Source organism: Kordiimonas lipolytica, from assembly GCF_001550065.1.
In genome coordinates this window covers 71,154-91,655 of sequence record NZ_LRUB01000027.1, presented here as the reverse complement: position 1 = coordinate 91,655, position 20,502 = coordinate 71,154, and the positions used below count along the sequence as shown (strand labels likewise).

The following is a 20,502-nucleotide window of genomic DNA, read 5'->3' as shown; positions in this document are numbered from 1 at the left end:
GTCAGACACCCTCCAGAACATATGGAACGCACGGGTCGGCGGTACGTACCATCATATTGGCGACATCAGAGAGTTGCGATCTGTTTTTCTCAAATATCTGCTGGAAAATTCTTTGAGCCATGCCGTCAGGGCTGAAATTCACATGGGACGGCGAGGAAATCCGGTACCGGGTCACTATGTTGCCATCCAGTTTCACGCTATGGATAAGGCGGCCTCTTGCTACCTGTACTGTTGCGCTGGCACACCCGCCCTCCAGGGAGCATTTGGTTTCAATTGCCTTGTCCCCCGAATAGGTATTTCGGATGAGGTCCGGTAATTTTGCAATCTCCACAAGGCGGCACAGGAGCCTTGCCAGAAGCCCACCTCTTGGCCCTGTTTCGCATGAACCGATAAGCTTTTCGTTTCTCCAGCGGGTATAGAGGCTGGTTTCCACCGTTGTGGCGTCGGTTGAGGTTTCGGCCGCCATGGTAGGCGCCGGGTCCTGGGCGGCGCCAATCTGCTGCCAGCGGTTTTTGATGACATAAGCCATGGCGCGGGCTGGAAGCTGTTGTCCGTTCAGGCACCAGCTATCAATCTCGTTCCCGCGCAAGCTCAGCCAGCGCGCCAGGGGTATTTCAAGAATTTCGCATTCGATGAATTTCTCAATCTGCGCCAGGGTTGGTTCAAGACCTTTTGGCCCTTGTGACCCAGAGGCATTCTCCTCGTCGAAGATAGTCTTGATGGCATCCACAAGGACCTTGGCGGCAGGGAAGGCGAATTTCGGCGCTGTAGCGCCCGTCCATTTGGGCCAGTCAATCGCCAGCCGCATAAGGTTTTCCCCCAGCCGTTCCGTAAGGATCAGGCATTCCCTTATGCGGCTTTCATGGCCGGTCGGCTGAACGGCTTTGGCTTGTTCAAAGGCCGTGAAAGCCGCCTGTGTCTGACCTGTGCGGCAAAGAGAATAAAGGGCTCCGATGCGCGATATCGCCTCCTCGCAAGAAATGCCTTCCAGTATTTTTTCTGGCTTGAAGGCTTCGCGCATGCCCACCTGCACCCGCCCGTTTTCTTCACGCGGAAACGCAATGGTGATTTTGCCTTCGAACGTCATGAAGATGCCTCGCTGGCATTACGGGCGTGGCCGGCAGAAATAAATCGCCGCCTGCTCATCTCGGTTTTGGAAAGTGGCACTTTTTCTTCCGCCTGCTCCGTGCTGTCTGAAGGTTGATCAAAGCTGTCCTCAGGGCTTGGCTTGGCCGGGCTTGCAGGCAATTCGCCGCGCCAGATCTGCGCCATTTCCTGTTCTTTTTCGCTAACACTTGTTTCCGTGTTCAGAAGTTCAAGCATCGACGTCTGCGCGACGGCGCGCGCTGTTTCCTGGTCCTCAAATTCCAGTACCGGAGAAAAGAGAGAGCAGGAAAGGTAGGTGCCCAGGGCTTCTTCATGGCTGCCGATAAATTCAAATTTTCCTGAAGGGAGCGATAGCATGCGTTTTTCGCCAACGCCTGGGGCGGCGTCTTCCCATTCTTCGCGCAGATACAGAATGCTCAGAAACCAGGGCGTGATCAATATTCCCAGATAGCCACCTCCCCACTCCTGAAAGCCGACTGGCTCGACTTCCAGCTTATGGTTCAGAAAAGGCAGTCCCGCCATGCGGCTTGCTTCAATCTCCCTGAAGCAGTCAGCCACCCATAAGGGCAGATCATTTATGGCGTCTGGGTTTGTCATTCAGATATTTCCAGAAATCCTGACTTTTCGGCGTCACACTCAGGGCAGCTCCAGTGGTCCGGGAGCTTTGAAAAAGGTGTGCCTTTAGGGATTTGCCAATAGGTATCGCCTTCAGCCGGATCATAGACATGCCAGCAGATTTTGCATTCCAGTTTGGCGTCGTCGGCCAAACTTTGTGCATCACCTCCATAGGACCCGTCAAAGAAGGACGCCATCAGACATAAACTCCCAGAATTTCTGTCAGTCTGTCGGCGCTTTCCTCCATGTCTTCGGGGGCCGCGCAAACAACTTCCGGCAATTTGGTGATCTCGATCGAGTTCAGGATGACGGTATCCTGCGAATTATAATATTGCACCCACCATGTGTTTTTGGTTTTGGTCGACGACACGCGGCAGTTGCCGTAGCCGCGCGAAAGCACAATCACATTGCCTTCGCCCACCTGCTGGGTGATGAACTGAAGATCATTTTCCGTGTGCGGTAGCAGCGACAGGTTAATGGCGTGAATGCCGCCCGGCTTTTCTGCCACGGGGATATGTTCGTTGATTTCGCTGAGGAGGGCAGGTGCGTTAAACACACCCTCCATAAAAACACGCGGGATCTCGACCTTTGATTTTGCGCCCTGGCCGGCAATTTCTTTGGCAATCGACGGGAAATCAGCGACTTCGATATAATCCTGAACATCGCCGCCGTCTGTCTTGCCCCGGATGCGCCAGACGCCCGCGAGGATGGTTTCCTGTGCCTGCATATCGGGGCCCGCGATAACCGAAACCTCGCCTTCACCCAGCACCTGATTGACGAAGTCAAGATTGTCTTCAGACAGGCCGGTCAGGTCAAAATAGCGATCCTTGCCGTTCAGGCCTCCCGCTTTCAATGTAGTAAGGACGTCTTGGAGGATGGTGAGGGCGGCCTTCATCCCCCTGGCTTCTTCGGGCTCTGGCAGGTCAGGCGCCTCATAAACCGACATTTCCTTCGGCATGTCCATATATTCAAGCTGCGCGCCGTCTTCATCAAGGGGTTGGGTGCCTGGCCCTGTGGCCGCGGGTCCAGTAAAGCTGAGAGGTGTATCTGACATGGGCTTGCCTTCTAGTTTGCAGGTTGTTGGGGCTGGGTGGCGCAGCCATCAGGCAGGCTGTAGGGCGGCGGTGCGCTGGGTGAACGCTTTAGGATGTCACTGATTTCATTGATATAATCAGTCCAGTCCTGAATTTTCTGAATGGTTCCCAGATAGTCGCCCTTGCGCAGAAAAACGAGTGCTGGATAGGCGTTAAAGCGGTATTTGAGCTGCAGGGCCCGTTCGCTTTCCCGGTGGACTATCACTGCTTCAAAGATATTCTCAAATGCCTTAACAAGTTCAGGCAGCACCACAGCCACATCGTCGCTATCTGCCATTCTTGCGGCGTCGCCCGCAAAGAACAGGACAATATCCTCCCGGTCCGGCGCATAGGCTTCAAGCTCATCAGCAGACATGATCTTGAAATTTTCGCGTTCAACGATTGATTCCAATAGGGGTGAATACATTGGTTTTTGCTCCCTCAATTATTCTTGTCGTTTTGCCGATTGCGCCGATTACGTCGCTTCTTTTGCAATAAGGTCGGCAAACAGATGGTCGATGTCGGTCTCGCCCTGCATTACCTTTTCAAGGGCAATCAGGGCATTCAGGCTTTTCAGGGCATCGTCTTCACTGATGATTTCTCTGGCGGCATTGATAAAGACCATGACCCATTGGCCGGGCTCCACATTTCCAACAAGGATGGTATCAATGGTGCGCTGTTCCCCGCGATAGTCGCACAGGGCCTGGCCAAAACCGGCTTCCAGCACTTTCATCGGCAGGCCGACACACATCAGCTTTGGCCCTGGCTGTGCAATATTTCGTCAATCTCGGCTTCGAAATCCTCAGGTCCCTGCCAGCCTTCGCCAGCCACAATGCGGGCATCTCCTTTTCTATAAGCCATGGCATCGTCCGGGCGTTCGGCCTCATAGCGGCTCAGGACCATATGCTCACATGCGATTGTCAGTTCTTCATCAAGCGGGGTGCTTCGTTTTTCGCCGTTGATGCCATGGGCGATCAGATAGCCAAGCGCCATCTCGATGGCTGGCTGAATTTGCGCCTTTACCTGTGGGCGAAGGCTTCCGCCATAGTCATCAAGTTCAACGGGCTGCACACCCACGAGAAGCAGATGCTTGGGATAGTCCCCCATCATTTCAGCCATGGCCAAAACTTCCTGGAAACCGGTCTGGTGAAGCGAGATTTTCTTGACCCCCAGGAATTTCGGGACTTCGTCGCCCTCGACGCGTTTGAGCGTGCCCGGCTCAAGGCCGTAGTCAACGGCATCAAACACGATCAATATATCCGCGTCACGAATATGCTGAACCAGATAGATGCCCTGTGTGCCGCCATCCATGACTTTGACATTGGGCGGAAAAGACCAGTTTTGATGCAGGCTTTCAACGGCGCGCACGCCGAAACCTTCATCTGCCCATAGCAGGTTGCCGATGCCCAATATCAGGACGGATGGTTGGGTTTCACCCATAGCCGACTTCTCCCCGTTGCCCCTTCAAGGGGCGCTCTTCCCGTCGCCATGAAAGGCAAGGGCCGTGCCAGAAGCATGTCAGCTTCCAAACTGGCAGAAATACTGGAAGTTTGTATTCCACCCCCTCATTAAGTGGAAAGTAACATTCCATTATGCGCAATAGGTGGAAGAATATAATACAAAAATAGCGAGACCAGGCGGGCCTCGCTATTTTCTACCTGTTCCAGTCGGAAACTGGTTGGTTCTATTTCTGGTTAGACGACCTGCTATCCTTGAAGGTTCGCCAGCCAGAGAAGATGGACGATATGATCGATTGCCGCGACATGATGTCTTCCCGCACCGCTGCGTAGATATGAATGATCATGAAGCAGATAATGCACCACATGCCCAGATGGTGCCATGTATGCACATCCTGGCTTTGACCAAACAGTGGGATAACCCAGCTGGAGAAATAGTCGAACTGCCAGCTGCCCATGCCTGTTCCCTCGCCATAAAGGGCAAGGCCGGTAATGATCATAAAGACACTGCCCCAGACAAACATGATATGCATAACCAAAGCCGCCAGCGGGTTATGCCCCGTATATTTCAGGGGCTCCTTGGCCAGCATGGCATACCAGGCAACTTCGTGCTTCACCTCTGACCAGAACTTCCTTGTCCAGAATTTCGGCGCGAAAATCTCTTTGGCATGCTTGTTTCCTGCAAAAGCCCAATAGAGGCGGAACAGGAAACCGATCAGGAAAATATAGGCAGAGACGAAATGCAGATACCGTATCCAGCCGAACAGGTATGAATCGTATGCCTCACCAGACATTGTCGGCGGCGGTGATCCGATGAAATAACCTGTCAGGCAGAGGGTCAGAATGGCAAAAACATTTATCCAGTGCCAGATTCGAATAGGCGCTTCATAGACATATACGGCCTCTTCGGTATGGCTGGGAGTTTGAGTGGACGTCATGCCTCCCTCCTATGCGCTGGCCAGGATAAGCCCGACTGCGGCAACAGACGCGCCCATTGCTGGAACGGCATATTTGTTGCGCGATACAATCGACCCTACGGCATAGCCAAGAAGATGCAGGGCTATGCTTGTGGCAAGGAAGCCCACCATGTAACCGCCTACAGCGCCTGTGGCCTCGGCACCATGCGCGTGACCGTGAAAGAGGCCAAAGCCGCCAATCAAGGCAAGCGCCATAGCCATGGGCACCTTGTGGCGCAGAAGCATCAGGCCACCAAGCGCAATCAGCGACACAATGATCCCGGTCTCAATGAAGGAGGCAGAGGCGCCGCCAAGGCCAAGCCCGAAGCCAACGACAAGGGCTGCCAGGAAGGCCAGCGGCCCCTGGATTGCCTTTTTTGCTGGTGCGAGCGAAGCCCATAAACCAACCGCAAACATGGCGATCAGGTGATCGAGCCCGACCAGCGGGTGCAGAAGCCCTGCGCCCACACCTGCAAGATTGCCTCCTGTGTGGGCTGATGCAGCCCCGGCTACAGTAAGGGCGGCGATTGAAGCCAGACCAATTTTCGTATGTGTTTTCATGATAATCTCCCTTACCTGACTTTCACGGTGCTTAGTTCTTCGCCGTCCGGGCCCATCACATGGGTCGAACAGGCAAGGCATGGATCGAAACTGTGTAGTGTGCGCAGGATTTCGACCGGCTCTTCGGCACGTTCCATCTTGGTATTCATGAGTGAAGCCTCAAAAGCACCAATGTTGCCTTCCTTGTCGCGTGGGCTACCGTTCCAGGTGGTTGGTACAACGCACTGGTAATTGTCGATCTTGGTGTCCTTGATCTTGATCCAGTGGGCGAGGGCACCACGGGGCGCCTCAGTGAAACCAACCCCCTTCACTTCCTTCGGCCAGGTTTTGGGGTCAAAGTTTTCGGTGTTGGCCGTGGCAGTATCGCCGGCCTTGATGTTGGCGATCAGCTTGTCCATGAAATAGCGCTGCTTGCGTGCAGCCCACTGGGCCTCAAGCGCCCGGGCTGCTGTCCTGCCAAGGGTGGAGAACAGAGCGTTCAAGGGAACGTTCAGGGCGGACAAGGTGCTGTCAACTTGCTCCTTGATTTCTTCATGGCCCTGGGCGTAGCCAACGATATAGCGGGCAAGTGGGCCCACCTCCATCGCGTGGCCTTTCCAGCGCGGCGCCTTGATCCAGCTATATTTGGCGTTTTCGTCCAGCTGCTTGATGTGGGTGCGTGTGCCTTTGGCGTTTGGCCCAAGCTCGTATTTCGGCTCGGTAATGCCATCCCAAGGGTGCAGGCCTTTTGTTTCGTCCGGATACTGGTACCAGGAGTGCGGAACAAATTCCTGAATTTCGCTTGGGTCGCGCAAGTCCACTTCATGCACTTTACTGAGGTCGCCGTTGATGATAGCGCCGCGCGGCATCATCAGGTTACTGGCGCTATAGTCATTGGCCTTGTCCGGGATATCGCCGTAGGAAAGGACGCTGGTGCTGGAAAGACCACCACCATAGAGCCAGTCCTTATAGAAGGAGCCGATGGCGATAATGTCCGGGATATAGACATTCTCGATAAACTCGATGGACCGATCAATAATCTGGGAAACATAGTTCAGGCGTTCCATGTTGATGGGTGCGCCTGCAGCCATCGGGCCGTCCATGTTGATCGCACAGGGCACACCACCCACAAGCCAGTTGGGGTGAGTATCCTTGCCGCCAAAGATGGTACGGGTGGTCATGATTTCCTTCTGGAAATCAAGGGCCTCCAGATAGTGCGTTACGGCCATCAGGTCGGCTTCCGGGGGCAGTTTGTAGGCCGGGTTTGTCCAGTAGCCGTTCTTGAACGGCCCCAATTGGCCTGATTCAACAAACTTTTTCAGCCTGTTCTGGATATCCCGGAAATAGCCGGGCGAAGATTTCGCGTGCCGCGGCGATACCGCCTGCTGAAGTTCGGATGTCGCTTTCGGGTCTGCCTTAAGGGCGTTCACCGGGTTTACCCAATCCAGCGCATGCAGATGGTAGAAATGCACCAGGTGGTCGTGAATTTGCAGCGACAACTGCATGATATTCCGGATTGAGTTGGCATTTTCCGGGATCATGATCCCGAGCGCATCCTCAACCGCGCGCACCGATGTCAGGGCGTGCGTGCCTGTGCAAACACCGCAGATGCGCTGGGTGAAGGCCCAGGCATCCCGCGGGTCACGTCCTTTGAGGATAACCTCAAGCCCGCGCCACATGGTGCCGGTTGATACCGCGTTGCGGATGATATTGTTTTCATCCAGGTTAACTTCGCAGCGCATATGGCCTTCAATCCGGGTTACCGGATCAACGACCACGCGCTTGCCGCTGTCATCAAGATTAAATCCGTTTGGGGTTGTGATCGACGACATTAGCTTTCCCCTCCTTTTTCGCGTGCACGTTTGACGGCGCTGACAGCCGCATGCGCAGCTGCGGTCGCACCAACAATGGTGGCCGCTGTGCCGCCGATTTCATCGGCATTCTCTTCTATTCCAAATCCTTTGATGTCGGTCAGGCGGTCATAGAAACTGCCCTTATCCCAGAAGCCGTCTTCCGAACAGCCAATACAGGGATGACCCGCCTGGATCGGGAAGGACAGGCCGCCGTTCCAACGAACGGTGGAGCAGGCGTTATAGGTGGTTGGGCCCTTGCAGCCGACCTTATAGAGGCAATAGCCTTTGCGGGCGCCTTCATCGTCAAACTTTTCGACAAATTGTCCGGCGTCAAAATGCGGCCGCCTGTAGCATTTGTCGTGGATGCGCTGTGAATAGAACATTTTCGGCCGGCCCTGACGGTCCAGCTCCGGGAACTTCTCGAACGTGAGAATATAGGTGATGACGGCTGTCATTACCTCCGAGATAGGCGGGCAGCCGGGTACTTTAATGATCGGCTTGTCCGGCAGGCCGGGAACCTTGTGCACTGGTGTCGCGCGGGTTGGGTTTGGCCGCGCTGCCTGCACACATCCCCAGGATGCGCATGACCCCCAGGAAATAATGGCCTTCGCGTTACTTGCTGCATATTTCAGTTGTTCGACAAACGGCTTGCCACCAATAATGCAAAACATGCCGTCTTCATTGAGAGGGGGGTTTCCTTCTACGGCCAGAATGTAGTTGCCTTTATATTTCTCAACCACTTCATCGATAATAGCCTCAGCCTGATCACCGGCCGCTGCCATGATGGTGTCGTCATAGTCCAGCGAGATCATGGAAAGGATTACATCCTTCACGAGCGGATGCGCGGATCTGATGAAACTCTCCGAACAGCAAGTGCATTCAAGCCCATGCAGCCACAAAACAGGTATCCGGGGTTTGGTCTCCATCGCATGCGCAATTTTCGGCGCAAAAGCCGGTCCAAGCCCAAGGGCCGCGGCTGTTAGGCTGCAAAATTTAAGAAAACTGCGGCGCGTGATACCTTGCCGCCTCATTACATCGTAAAATGTCTCGGTCATGCCAAGCTTCTCCTCCCCTATCCTATAGCGGTGTGGCAAATTGTCCCTATTCCAACTGTCCTATCCGCAAGGCATGTGCCACTTATTCATTATTCAATTAAATCAATGCCTTAAGTTTATTTCTCTGCGAATGGACGACAAAATACGGCGTCAAAACCGAAAGGATTGGTGCCGATCTGATAAGTAAACTTCCACTTTGATTTTTGGTGTCCTGCCAGCAAGCCCGGTCGGGTGACACATAGATTGCAAATGGCTGGCTTTTTGCTTCGACAAGTTTTCAGAGCTGGGTGCAGGCAGTGCTCAGTTGGCGAAAAAGTGGCGGTGCAGAGCGCCTTTGCACTCTGTGCGGTCAGTAGACAGGTCGGTGGGCGGTCGTCAGCGGGGAGGCCCTTCTGGAAAATAGATTTCCAGGTCTTGTCCTGACCGGCAAGTGAGCTTCCGCTTTCCAGCCAAATGCAGGCCAGAATACGGGTACGGGCGATACTGATATGAGAGAACATGAGTTAAGGTATAAAATTGATGCGGAAATCCACAGCAGGCCACCGCTGTCTATTCCCACACCGGGACGGATATTGCATTTCGCCTGGCTGACCGGCTTCCGGAAGAAGGCAAATCCTGGGGCGGCGGTGAAAAAGGCGCTCAGGCTGCTCGACAAAGACCTGTCCACATTTGAGTCACCGCAAATCATCGTGGAAACAGACAATCTCAAGATCAAGTGGGAGCAACATAGCGAGTTCGCCAGCTTTACGCTTGTGCTGTTGAACGAGTCGGAAGACGGCAAGAAACTGGCGAACCGGATCACCGAAATTTTGGATACCCACAAGGGAAAGCGCCTGGTCGCCTGCCAGCTATATGTTATTGGCGGTAATCAGGCGTTGCCCGAAAATACTATCCGTGAGCTTGTGGGTTTTAACCAGTCTGCGGGTGCCATCATTGGCGGCGATACCGCGAAGGTCTGGACTGATTTCCGAATTGATATGGACGGGTTTTCCAAAATTGTTCTGTGGTTGGATTCTGTGGTTCCATCAAGGGCAGGACGTATCACCCAGCGATTGCTGGAAATAGAAACCTATCGAATGATGGCCATGTTGGGCTTCCCGGTCGCACGGAAGGCTCATGGTATCCTCAGTGAAATTGAGGGACGGTTTTCAACGATCATCCATGACGCCAGCCTTCAGGACATGGAGCTTGAAAGCCTCAAGCACTGGTTCGAAAAGCTTCAGGCAGTCAGTTCAGAGGTTAGTCGTTTGATAGACCAAACAGAATATCGCTTGTCTGCCACGCATGCCTATTCGGCAATCGTACAACAGCGCTTGCAGGATCTTAGGGAAGAAAGCATGGAGGGGAAAACCCGCCCTTCCGTTTTTCTGGAGCGACGGATGGGGCCGGCAATGGCCACTTGTGAATCGCTCAGGCGTCGGCAGGACAAGCTGCTCGCTCGGATTGATTCAGCGTCAGCCATGTTTCAGGGCCATATGGAAATAGCCATGGGCCTTCAGAATAATGCCATTCTGAAAACGATCAAAACGAACGCCGAACAACAGGTAAAACTGCAGCACACTGTGGAGGGCCTTTCGGTTGTTGCCATTAGTTACTATCTACTCGGCATCATTAGTCTCTTGCTCAAGGGCGGGGAGAAAGCGGGCCTGTTTTCAGGCTGGGAAATCCTTGCGGCAATATTGGCGCCACCTGCAATTGCAGCCGTTTGGTTGTTTCTCAGGCGACTTAAAAACAAGATTTAGTTAACGTTTGACCTTCGTCTCATCAATTGGGCCGCCTTTCCATCCAAGAGCAGACCTTCAGTTTTCCCTGTCAGGCGTCTCAAACTCGCCAGAAGCGGTCCTCGGGTGTGGAATTCAGTCTGGCTGGCTCAGGGTGGGTTAAGTGCCTGAGTGGAGAACGCAGAGTTCTATCGAATTCAAATTGTTATGTCTGGGCATATGTTGAAAAATGTGAAGACCCCTCATAGAAAGTGGCTGTTTTCTTTTGTTTTAGTATGTGGTTAAGTGTGGCCATTATATTTGAAGTCAAAAGAGTTAGGCGGCCCCTTTATGTTTGCGATGAATGAGGAAGACCAGGTAAACGCATCAAAGCTTGGCATCTTGCCCCCTGTGTTTTTCCCTGCGGCCATCGCGATCAGTTTGATCGTTATTGGCACCATTGTCGCGGGCGACAGCGCCGCAACCTTGTTTTCCTCACTGCAGCTATGGATTTCGGAAACTGCCGGGTGGGTTTATATGCTGGCGGTCACGGGTTTTCTGGTTTTCTGCCTGTATCTGGCCTTCAGCCAACACGGCGAGACGCGCCTTGGACCCAACCACGCTAAGCCCGATTATAGCTTCCTGTCGTGGTTTGCCATGTTGTTTTCAGCGGGAATCGGAATTGGCCTATTGTTCTTTGGTGTGGCGGAGCCGATCACCCACTATCTGGCGCCGCCCGACGCAGACCCACGCACTATTGAGGCTGCAAAGGAAGCCATGCAGCTTACTTTCTTCCATTGGGGGATCAACGGCTGGGCGATCTATGCCATCGTTGGTCTTATTCTGGCTTACTTCAGCTACCGCCATAAATTGCCACTGACCATCCGGTCCGCCCTCTACCCGATCATGGGTGACCGTATCCACGGACCGATCGGGCACGGGGTTGATGTGCTGGCGGTGGTGGGCACCCTGTTTGGCGTGGCCACATCGCTTGGTTTTGGCGTGTCGCAGGTGAATGCCGGGCTGAACCATCTGTTTGATGTGCCCGTGGGCACCGATGTACAGGCCACTCTTATTGTCGTGATCACGGCCTGCGCCACCGTGTCTGTCGTCTCTGGCCTAGACGCCGGGATCAAGCGGCTGTCGGAATTGAACATGATCCTGGCGTTTCTGCTGCTTCTGTTTGTGATCATTCTTGGGCCGACGCTTTTGTTCTTCAACAGTTTTGTTCAGAACCTGGGCCTTTACATAGGCACGATTGTTGAGCGTAGCTTTCGCCTGAACGCTTATAGCGGCGACCATGCCTGGATGAGCAGTTGGACCCTGTTTTACTGGGGCTGGTGGATAAGCTGGTCGCCTTTCGTTGGTATTTTCATTGCGCGTATTTCCCGCGGGCGGACCATTCGGGAATTTGTCATTGGTGTGTTGCTAGTGCCTTCCATTTTCACTTTCATCTGGATGACTGCCTTCGGCAATGGCGCACTATCATTTGAAGCTGCAGGGGCGGGCATCGCCGACGTGATAGCCAATAACCTGCCTTTGGGCCTGTTTGCTTTCCTTGAGCAGCTACCGTTCTCTAGCGTGGTTTCTTTTGTTACGGTCATTCTGATCATTACCTTCTTTGTCACGTCTTCGGATTCCGGGTCGCTGGTGATTGATACGATCACATCCGGCGGGCATATGGACCCGCCCCTGTGGCCCCGTGTTTTCTGGGCTGTGGCAGAAGGTGTTGTGGCAGCAGTTCTGATGCTCACGGGTGGGCTGGCAGCCTTGCAGGCAGCCACCATCACCACTGCGCTGCCCTTCACCTTTGTGATCATCATCGCCTGCTTTGGGCTGATGAAGGGCCTTCGGATGGAAGCGGCAAAAGCCAAAGGCGCGTCGGCAGTGCCAGACGTGCAGATCGTTGGCAAGGGCGCTTCATGGAAACAGCGCCTTAACGCGCTTCTTTCCTATCCGGGCAAGGCCGAAGTTGAAGCCTTTCTGGATGACGTGGTGCGGCCCGCGCTTCAGAAAGTCGCGGCAGAAATGCAGGTCAGTGACCATGATGCGAAAGTGGAAATTCTGCACGGCGGTACAGAGATCAAAATCCTGCATGGTGACGAGATCGACTTCCGCTATGCCATTGAGCCCAGGCGTCTGATGCAGCCGGACTTCGCCTATATCAGTAGGGATGATGAAGCCAAGCGTTTTTACCGGGCTGAGGTGCATCTTCTGGAAGGTAGCCAGGATTACTGCGTGTATGGCTTGACCGAAGAACAGCTGATCCACGATATTCTCAGCCAGTATGACAAGCACATCAACTTCCTGAACATCGCGCGGGTATAAGGCTTTTTGCTAGGCTTTGGCGAGTGGCCCAAGGGCCTCTCGCAGTGGGCCCAGATGGGCGTCGAACGGGCGCCAGGGTTCAAGCCCCTTGGTGTTGATCGGTTGGCGCACCTGCTCGGAACTGGCGGTGCGAACAGACCGGTCCGTCTTGTGGAATTCAAGGCAGGCATCTTCGAACGGCAGGCCGCAATGATCAAGGATGCGCCGCACCTGGGTCTCGAGGTCAGAGACCACATCTTCATATTGCACGCGCAGCACTTTGCCGGGCAGCACATTGTCCCAATGGCTCATCAGCGTGACATAGTCGCGGTAATAGCGGCCGATCTCCGCCAGGCCATAGGTGAATTCTTGGCCCTCAGCGAACAGTTGCTTGAAGCCAGAGAAACAACAGGCCAACGGATTCCGTCGTGCATCAATGATTTTGGCGTTCGGCAAAATCAGCTGGATCAGGCCGATGTGGCGGAAGTTGTTGGGCATCTTGTCGATAAAGAACGGCGCATCATGCCGGTGAATACGCGTGTCTTCGATATATTGTTCGCCAAAGGCGTGCAGCTCATCGGCGCTCAAATGCCACAGATTTTTGGGGTAACCGTCTTCCGCTTGCACGCTTTTCTGCGCCCGCAGCTTGTGCGCCAGCGACAGGATGTTCGGTAACTCCATGGTGCCGTCCACCAAGCTGTGGGACGCAAGGATTTGCTCCAACAGCGTGGAGCCTGCGCGCGGCAGGCCCACAATGAAGATGGGGTCAGGGGCAGGGCAGCCATGGCCCGTTTGCTTTTCAAAAAGCTCTCTGGTGCAGACGCTGGCTTGCGTTTCAAGCTCTTCCTGCATCTGGTCAGCCTTGTAACGGCACTGGTGGCGCTTTAATGCGTTGCCTTCCTCATAGTGGGGGAAGGAGCGGTCATAATCCTTGCAGTCCTCGTATGCCTTGCCCAGCGCAAACTCAAGCTGGATGCGTCCATCCAGCGGTAGCGCGCCGCTGCTGATCTGCTCTTCCATGGCTGCAATCTCAGTATCTTCAAAGCGGTAGGTCTTGAGGTTCGCGAGCGCGTAATAGGCGTCTGCGTGGTTTGGCTGTGCGGCGAACGCTGCGCGGTAGGATGCTACGGCTTCCTGCTGCTTGCCGATGGTCTTGAGGGCATGGCCTTTGGATGTCAGCGTGGTGGCGTCATGTGGCAGCTTTTCAAGGATGCGGTCGAACATCTCAAGCGCAGTGTCATAATCTCCCGCCTGCAGGCTTTCAATCGCATAATGGCTGAGGAACACGGGATTTTTTGGATCGCTATCAAACAGCGACTTGGCTTCTTCAAGTGCCCTGTCGAACTTCTGCCGCTTCCGAAGTACGGCGATATAATCAAGCCGTACTTGCACATTTTCAGGTTCGAACGCCAGCGCGCTTTCCAGCAGGAACTCGGCCTCATCCAGCACGCCAAAGCGAACGCCGATGTCAGCGAGCAAGCGCATGCCCTCAATATGCTTCGGGTTTGCCCGCAGGAAGGTGCGACACAGCTTTTCAGCCTTCAGGAGCTTGTCTTCATAAATAAGGTTGGTCACGGCCTGTAGTTCGCGCGGCAGGGATGAAAGGCGCGCTGCCTGCGCGGCAGCTTGCCCGGCCTCCCCGGTGCGGCCCATAGCCCGCAGAAGGTCTGCCTGCGCTTGCCAGCTGGCGACCAGCGCCGGGTTGGCGCGGCATGCAAGCTGATAGGCCGAAAGGGCTTCCATGGTTTTTCCAAGCGCGCGGTACAGATGGCCTTCTTCCTGCAGTGCACGACCGAAATCAGGGCTGATGCGCTTAAGGGTTTTCAGTGTTGCAAGCGCCGCAGCCGCATTGTTTGCATAGCGTTCGCACACGGCTTTCATATAGAGCGCGTCGATATGCTCTGGCGCGGCATCAAGTACGCCGTCCAGGCTTTTCAGGGCTTCATCGAAGCGCCCGTCGTAAATGAATTTTTGCGCCTGTTTGAGCGCCTGTGTGTGGGACGTGTCCTGCATGGGCCTACTATAGCGGCTGAGCGTGAAGGGGAAAGAGCGAAGGCGCCCCAAGTCGGAGCGCCTTCGGTAATTTTTTGGGCTGTTACCCCGATTAGTATTCGTACGAAAAGCGAACACCAAACGTACGCGGACGATTGGTGGTGATCCGCTCGCGGTCGAACACCAGATTGTTGTTGAGCTGTGCCCGCTCGTCGGTCAGGTTTTCACCAAACACTTCAACCATCCAGCCGTCTTTCCGCACACCGAACGCCAGGTTCATCAGGAAGTAGCTGTCCTGCTTGGCGCGGTTGATCAGCACGATGTCCGAATAAGACGAACCGGAATAAGCGATTGCCGGCTGGATGTGGGCCTCAAGGCCGTTGTCCATCAGCCACTCGTAGCGCACGCGCAGGTTACCCTGGAAGCTTGGCGCGTAGGAGAGGTCTTCGCCTGGCTGGGCGATGGCCACACTGGCGCCCACCAGTTCCTTGATCTCTGTGTCGAGGACGGAGAAGGCGGCAAAGGCGCTCAGGCCCGGAATGGACTGGGAAGCCCACTGCAGGTCACCTTCGATGCCTTTGATCTGCGCGTCTGCTGCGTTATCCGAGAAGAACAGGTTCGTTACAGTCGGGTCGAAAATGGTGGTCTGCAGGTCCTTGATGTCGACAATGAAGGCGCTACCGTTGAAGCGCACGCTATTGTCAAACAGGTCCAGTTTCCAACCCAGTTCATAGTTGGTCACTTCGTCGGTCCGGACAACGGCTGGCACGGCACCGCCGCCTGCGCCAGCAGGCCGGTTAGGCAGGCCAGGACGGAAGCCTTCAGAATAGGTGAAGTAAATCAGCGTATTGTCGTTCGGGGTCCAGGACACGTTCCCCTTGAATACCCAGCCTTTGGCTTCTGCGCCTTTCGGTACTGGTACACCGTTGATCACCTGGGTGCCGTCAAACTGGGTGTCCAGGTTGGTGCCAAAGGCGTTCACGTCTTCGCCGCCGAAGTTATAGAAGGACGAGTTGGCGCTGCCTTTCAGGCGCACATCCACATCGTGCCAGCGCGCGCCGGCCGTGATGGAAAGCGTATCCGGGATCACGTCAAACGTCGCTTCACCAAACAAGCCGACCTGTTTGTCTGTGCGGGTGATGTCGTTAAAGAAGATCACGCCAAGCGGCCGTGGGGTCGGATCGCTAACGCTGGAACCTGGCAGCGGGCCGTTTTGTGGCCAGCCGAACACGCCCGGTGTGAAGCTTTCTGCGAACTGCGAACCTGGGTAGGTGAAGTCATTGCGTTCGATCAGTTTTTGGTCGCTGTAGAAGCCGCCGAAGGTTGCCCGCGCGCGTTTGTCGGACGGCGTATTAAAGCGCAGTTCATGCGTCCAGACCTCTGTTTCCGTTTCAGATGCCACATAGAGGTTCGGCGCCTGACAGGTGCCGGATGGGGCAGCGTCACCCGGATAAGTAACCGAGCCGTCACAGATGTAGTAAGGCAGATACTGGCCCACGAACAGATAGTCGGTATAGTCCACCGTCTGGTCTGTGTCGCGGTTCAGGTAAGCGCCGGCATACACCACCTCAAGTGCGCCAAGGCGGCCTTCGATCGTGAGTGACGTGTTGTCGAAATCATCGCGGATTTCGTCAGGCGAATAACGCTGTACCGAGAGCTCATCCGGGTCGTCCAGTTCAGGATCGAAGAAGAAGACGCCTTCACTGTCGATCCGCTGGCGCGTGTGGCCCAGGTTCACTTCCCAGTCAGGTGTCGGGTAGTAACGCAGGCCAAAGCGCGCACCAGTATAGGACGCGTCGTTGAAGTTTTCTTCTACATACGGAAGGTTAGTGGCTTCAAGGAAGGTGACGCCAGACATGTCAGCGCCCGCCTGGAAGCCTGGGCTGGTTGGTGTTCCGTTCGGGCGCAGTTCAGTGTCTTTGAAGCGCGCGCTTTCAGCGGCCGTGATGGTGCCAGGCACGTTATCGATGTAACCGCCTTGGTTATCCACATAGAAGACACCGCGCACTGCGAGTTTGTCATCGATCAGCGGATAGTTGATCATCGCCTCAACCTTCTCGCTCATCTCGCCGCCCTTGGTGAAGGACACGCCGCCAGAGACTTTCGCTTGGAATTCCAGTGTATCCGGCTTGTTGGTGATCAGGCGGATCGTACCGGCCTGGCTGCTGGCGCCGAAGAGTGTGCCTTGCGAGCCGGGCAGAACTTCAATCCGGTTCAGGTCAGCGGCGTAAACGTCCAGGTTACGGCCAACCTGCGTTACAGGCTGTTCGTCAAGATAGAGGGCCACGTTTGGCGCAAGGCCTGCCACACCAGCCGTCGTCAGGTTGGGTGTGGTGGATGCCAGACCGCGGATATAAATAGTGCCCTGGCCTGGGCCACTGCCGCCAGCGGATACGCCAGGCAATTGCAGCAGATAATCGGTAAAGACATCCACATCAGTTTGTTCAAGTGCGGTCATGCCCATGGCCTGTACAGCCACGGGAATGTCCTGTGTGCTGGCGGCGCGTTTGGTGGCGGTTACCACAACCTCTTCGATGGCGCCATATTCGGCTTCTTCTGCTACTACTGTATGAGCAGCAGCAAAGATGGGGGCGGATGTCAAAAGGCTTAATTTTAGGGCCTTCTTGGCGGTAATCACAAAGTATCTCCCAGTTTTATTTTTGTGCACAAGTGCGGCATAGCCTCCGGCCTATGCAGGTGCGGGTACTCAAATACAGGTGACTAGTCAGTGAGGCTAAATTATTTGAGTTCAAACAATCTTATAGGGCGAGATTCGTGAGGAGTCGAATATTGATCCCTTAAAATATTATAATTTATGGGGTTACGGTAATGATCTGTTGCAAAAAGGTCGATAGAAAACAAAGTAAAATGATGTGTAGGCTGGGGCGAACATGTTGCTTTTATTCCGCAGGTAGAGGTGCGTATCGACCGCTGCGGGGTAGAGACGGAAAGATTATTCTCTCTGTCTAATGCACCTGCTGCTGTTCAGCGAAGCAGCAGTGGATTTCTATCGCTTGGGACGAAAGCTCTCGCTCTAGAAATGGCAGTGTTTGTTGGGGAGGTTAATATCTTCACCAAACATGTCTGGATAGGTACCTCCAGAAACAACAAAGGCAGCTAGCGGATCGCTAACTGCCTCTTTTCTGCGAAACCTTGTCTCACTTTATGTGTCAGCCGACAGGTGTCGGGAGTTTTTTAATACCCGGTCGGGGATTTCTCTACAAAACATGTCCGGGTAGGTACCCCCAGAAACAAGAAAGGCAGCTAGCTCCTCGCTAACTGCCTTTTTTCTGCGAAACTTTGTCTCACTTTATGCGTCACACAGTCTCACTTTATGTGTCAATTGTCTCACTTTATGTGTCAGCCGACAGACACGACACACAGCCTTAGATATCCAGGTTGGCGACAGATAGCGCGTTGTCCTGGATGAAGGTACGGCGTTCCTCAACTACGTCGCCCATCAGCTTGGAGAAGATCTCGTCTGCTGTATCCGCCTGGCTCACCTTCACCTGAAGGAGCGAGCGCACATCAGGGTCGAGTGTGGTTTCCCAAAGCTGTTCTGGGTTCATCTCGCCCAGGCCCTTATAGCGCTGGATCGAAAGGCCCTTGCGCCCGAAGGCGATGATCATGGCAAGCATCTCAAGCGGCGTGCCCACGCTGCGCTCTTCTTCCTTGCGGGCGACCGTGATTGGCTCTGCAAACAGGCCGCGCACTTCTGCCATGCGCTTGTGAAGGCTGCGGGCTTCCTGGCTTTCGATAAAATGGGCGTCAATCTTGTGCATGTCGATCACGCCGCGCACTTCGTGGGCGAAGCTATAGCCGCCGTCCTCTGCCGCGGTGCCGGACCAGCCGTTTTCTTCTTCAGTGGTCGCGAGCACGTTAAGGCGCTCCGCAATACGGTCGGCCATGGCCTGGCGGGCGGGCTGGTCATCCAGCAACTTCTCGTCAAAACCGCCCAAGAGGCCCATGGTTTCAATCAACGTCGCGTTATAGCGCTGGGGCACATTCGCCATGATTGCCTTGATGGCACGGGCTTCGTTGGCCAGATGCTCAATCTCGCCACCGGCGTGCTGGGCGCCTGTGCTGTCGGTGATGACCACGTCGGACTTGCCTTGGCCGATCAGATAGTCATCGAGCGCGCGGTCGTCCTTCAGATAGACTTCTGACTTGCCGCGGCCGACCTTATATAGGGGCGGCTGGGCGATATAAAGATGCCCTCGCTCCACCACTTCCGGCATCTGCCGATAGAAGAAGGTGAGAAGAAGCGTCCGGATGTGCGCGCCGTCCACGTCGGCGTCGGTCATGATGATGATCTTGTGGTAGCGGAGCTTGTCAGGGTTGAAATCCTCGCGTCCGATCCCGGTGCCGAGTGCTGTGATCAGCGTGCCGATCTCGTTCGATGCCAGCATGCGGTCGAAGCGCGCGCGCTCCACATTGAGGATTTTACCACGGAGCGGAAGAATCGCCTGATTCTTCCGATTCCGCCCCTGCTTCGCGGAGCCACCTGCCGAGTCACCCTCCACGATGAAGAGTTCGGAAAGCGCCGGGTCGCGTTCCTGGCAGTCCGCCAGCTTGCCCGGCAGCGATGCGATATCAAGCGCACCCTTGCGCCGCGTCAGCTCGCGCGCTTTCCGCGCGGCCTCGCGTGCGGTGGCGGCGTCGATGATCTTCTGGACAACCGCTTTAGCTTCATTCGGGTGCTCGCCGAACCATTCCAGAAGCTTTTCGTTCATCAGGCCTTCGACCGCGGGGCGAACCTCTGATGACACCAGCTTATCTTTGGTTTGGCTGGAAAATTTCGGGTCCGGAACTTTTACGGATACTACCGCGGTCAGGCCTTCACGGCTGTCGTCGCCCGCGAGCGTAACCTTGGCCTTTTTCGCCAAGCCGCTTTCGGTCACATAGTTGTTGATGGTCCGGGTCAGGGCTGCGCGGAAGGCCGCAAGGTGCGTACCGCCATCGCGCTGCGGGATGTTGTTGGTGAAGCACAGTACATTTTCATGATAGCTGTCGTTCCACTGCAGCGAGATTTCGGCCGTAATGCCGTCTTTTTCACCCATGATGGTGATCGGGTCACCAATCTGGCTGGATTTGTTGCGGTCCAGATATTTCACAAAAGCCGTGATGCCGCCTTCATAGAAGAGATCAACTTCCTTGACGTCCGCGTGACGATTGTCGCGTATCAGGATATGCACGCCCGAGTTCAGGAAAGCGAGCTCCCGGTAGCGGTGCTCAAGCTTGTCAAAGTCGAACTCGATGAATTTGAATGTATCGAGAGACGGCATGAAGGTCACGCTTGTGCCTTTCTTGCCAGCTGCGTCGCCCACGACCACCAGGTCTTCAACAGGCTCGCCTTTTTCAAAGCGCATAAAGTGTTCTTTGCCATCGCGCCAGATCCGGAGCTCAAGCCAATCGGAAAGCGCGTTCACAACCGATACACCCACGCCGTGCAGGCCACCCGATACCTTGTAGCTGTTCTGGTCGAACTTACCGCCGGCGTGCAGCTGGGTCATGATCACCTGGGCGGCGGAGACACCTTCCTCTTCGTGAATGTCGGTCGGGATGCCGCGGCCGTTGTCGGTTACCGTGCAGCTGCCGTCCGGGTTCAGCGTCATGGTCACAAGGTCACAGTGGCCTGCGAGCGCTTCGTCGATCGCGTTATCGGATACCTCGAACACCATATGGTGAAGACCGGAGCCGTCCTCGGTGTCGCCGATATACATGCCCGGGCGCTTCCGTACGGCATCAAGGCCCTTCAGGACCTTAATGGAATCCGCGCCATATTCTGCTGCCACTTCTTCAGCCATTACGTCTGGTGTATCGGTCATGTCTTCACTCATACCTTTG

The 20,502-nt window shown here is 55.0% G+C and carries 16 protein-coding genes; 2 read left to right on the top strand and 14 right to left on the bottom strand.

Features of this window, described 5'->3' with window-relative positions:
- Position 1 precedes the first annotated feature (1 nt).
- The 11 genes from KORM41_RS13475 to KORM41_RS13425 all read right to left on the bottom strand — a co-directional run bounded on the left by KORM41_RS13475 (position 2) and on the right by KORM41_RS13425 (position 8,656).
- Entirely contained in the window at positions 2–1,087 is a 1,086-nt protein-coding gene (locus KORM41_RS13475; RefSeq protein ID WP_068148954.1) for a hypothetical protein, read from the bottom strand.
- Entirely contained in the window at positions 1,084–1,704 is a 621-nt protein-coding gene (gene hybE, locus KORM41_RS13470) for a [NiFe]-hydrogenase assembly chaperone HybE (protein ID WP_068148951.1), read from the bottom strand. The genes KORM41_RS13475 and hybE overlap by 4 nt, the downstream gene beginning before the upstream one ends.
- Positions 1,701–1,919 carry a rubredoxin gene (locus KORM41_RS13465; RefSeq protein WP_068148950.1) on the bottom strand — a complete coding sequence of 73 codons (219 nt, stop codon included), beginning with the start codon at positions 1,917–1,919 and terminating at the stop codon, positions 1,701–1,703. The genes hybE and KORM41_RS13465 overlap by 4 nt, the downstream gene beginning before the upstream one ends.
- Positions 1,919–2,776, bottom strand: coding sequence for a hydrogenase expression/formation protein (locus tag KORM41_RS13460; protein ID WP_068148946.1), 858 nt, complete (start codon positions 2,774–2,776; stop codon positions 1,919–1,921). The genes KORM41_RS13465 and KORM41_RS13460 overlap by 1 nt, the downstream gene beginning before the upstream one ends.
- Positions 2,777–2,787: 11 nt before the next feature.
- The gene (locus KORM41_RS13455; protein ID WP_231727270.1) at positions 2,788–3,207 is read right to left on the bottom strand and encodes a thioredoxin domain-containing protein; all 420 of its coding nucleotides are present in this window, start codon (positions 3,205–3,207) and stop codon (positions 2,788–2,790) included.
- Positions 3,208–3,270: 63 nt separating this feature from the next.
- A complete protein-coding gene (gene hypC, locus KORM41_RS13450) occupies positions 3,271–3,546 on the bottom strand; it encodes a HypC/HybG/HupF family hydrogenase formation chaperone (RefSeq protein WP_068148936.1) in 276 nt (91 codons plus the stop codon).
- Positions 3,546–4,235: a HyaD/HybD family hydrogenase maturation endopeptidase gene (locus tag KORM41_RS13445; RefSeq protein WP_068148933.1), complete on the bottom strand. Its 690-nt coding sequence runs from the start codon at positions 4,233–4,235 to the stop codon at positions 3,546–3,548. The genes hypC and KORM41_RS13445 overlap by 1 nt, the downstream gene beginning before the upstream one ends.
- Positions 4,236–4,479: 244 nt before the next feature.
- Positions 4,480–5,190, bottom strand: a complete 711-nt coding sequence (gene cybH / locus KORM41_RS13440; RefSeq protein ID WP_068148930.1) for a Ni/Fe-hydrogenase, b-type cytochrome subunit — start codon at positions 5,188–5,190, stop codon at positions 4,480–4,482.
- A gap of 9 nt (positions 5,191–5,199) precedes the next feature.
- On the bottom strand, positions 5,200–5,769 hold the full coding sequence (locus KORM41_RS13435; RefSeq protein WP_068148929.1) for a HupE/UreJ family protein: 570 nt from the start codon (positions 5,767–5,769) through the stop codon (positions 5,200–5,202).
- Between the two features lie 11 nt (positions 5,770–5,780).
- Positions 5,781–7,580: a nickel-dependent hydrogenase large subunit gene (locus KORM41_RS13430; RefSeq protein ID WP_068148926.1), complete on the bottom strand. Its 1,800-nt coding sequence runs from the start codon at positions 7,578–7,580 to the stop codon at positions 5,781–5,783.
- Positions 7,580–8,656: a hydrogenase small subunit gene (locus tag KORM41_RS13425; RefSeq protein WP_068148924.1), complete on the bottom strand. Its 1,077-nt coding sequence runs from the start codon at positions 8,654–8,656 to the stop codon at positions 7,580–7,582. Before KORM41_RS13425 ends, KORM41_RS13430 begins: the two co-directional genes overlap by 1 nt.
- 488 nt (positions 8,657–9,144) lie before the next feature.
- Between KORM41_RS13425 and KORM41_RS13420 the strand changes: the two genes are divergently transcribed.
- Positions 9,145–10,398 carry a DUF3422 domain-containing protein gene (locus KORM41_RS13420; RefSeq protein ID WP_082719926.1) on the top strand — a complete coding sequence of 418 codons (1,254 nt, stop codon included), beginning with the start codon at positions 9,145–9,147 and terminating at the stop codon, positions 10,396–10,398.
- 309 nt (positions 10,399–10,707) lie between these two features.
- Positions 10,708–12,684 (top strand): BCCT family transporter, encoded by a 1,977-nt coding sequence (locus tag KORM41_RS13415; RefSeq protein WP_197421149.1) that lies wholly within the window; start codon positions 10,708–10,710, stop codon positions 12,682–12,684.
- A gap of 9 nt (positions 12,685–12,693) precedes the next feature.
- Here KORM41_RS13415 and KORM41_RS13410 read toward each other — a convergent pair whose 3' ends face one another.
- The 3 genes from KORM41_RS13410 to gyrB form a co-directional block, all read right to left on the bottom strand.
- Positions 12,694–14,676, bottom strand: a complete 1,983-nt coding sequence (locus KORM41_RS13410) for a tetratricopeptide repeat-containing sulfotransferase family protein (protein WP_068148917.1) — start codon at positions 14,674–14,676, stop codon at positions 12,694–12,696.
- Positions 14,677–14,767: 91 nt separating this feature from the next.
- Positions 14,768–17,293 (bottom strand): TonB-dependent receptor, encoded by a 2,526-nt coding sequence (locus tag KORM41_RS13405; RefSeq protein ID WP_197421145.1) that lies wholly within the window; start codon positions 17,291–17,293, stop codon positions 14,768–14,770.
- A 748-nt stretch (positions 17,294–18,041) separates the two neighbouring features.
- Entirely contained in the window at positions 18,042–20,495 is a 2,454-nt protein-coding gene (gene gyrB / locus KORM41_RS13400; protein WP_068148914.1) for a DNA topoisomerase (ATP-hydrolyzing) subunit B, read from the bottom strand.
- Between the last annotated feature and the right edge of the window lie 7 nt (positions 20,496–20,502).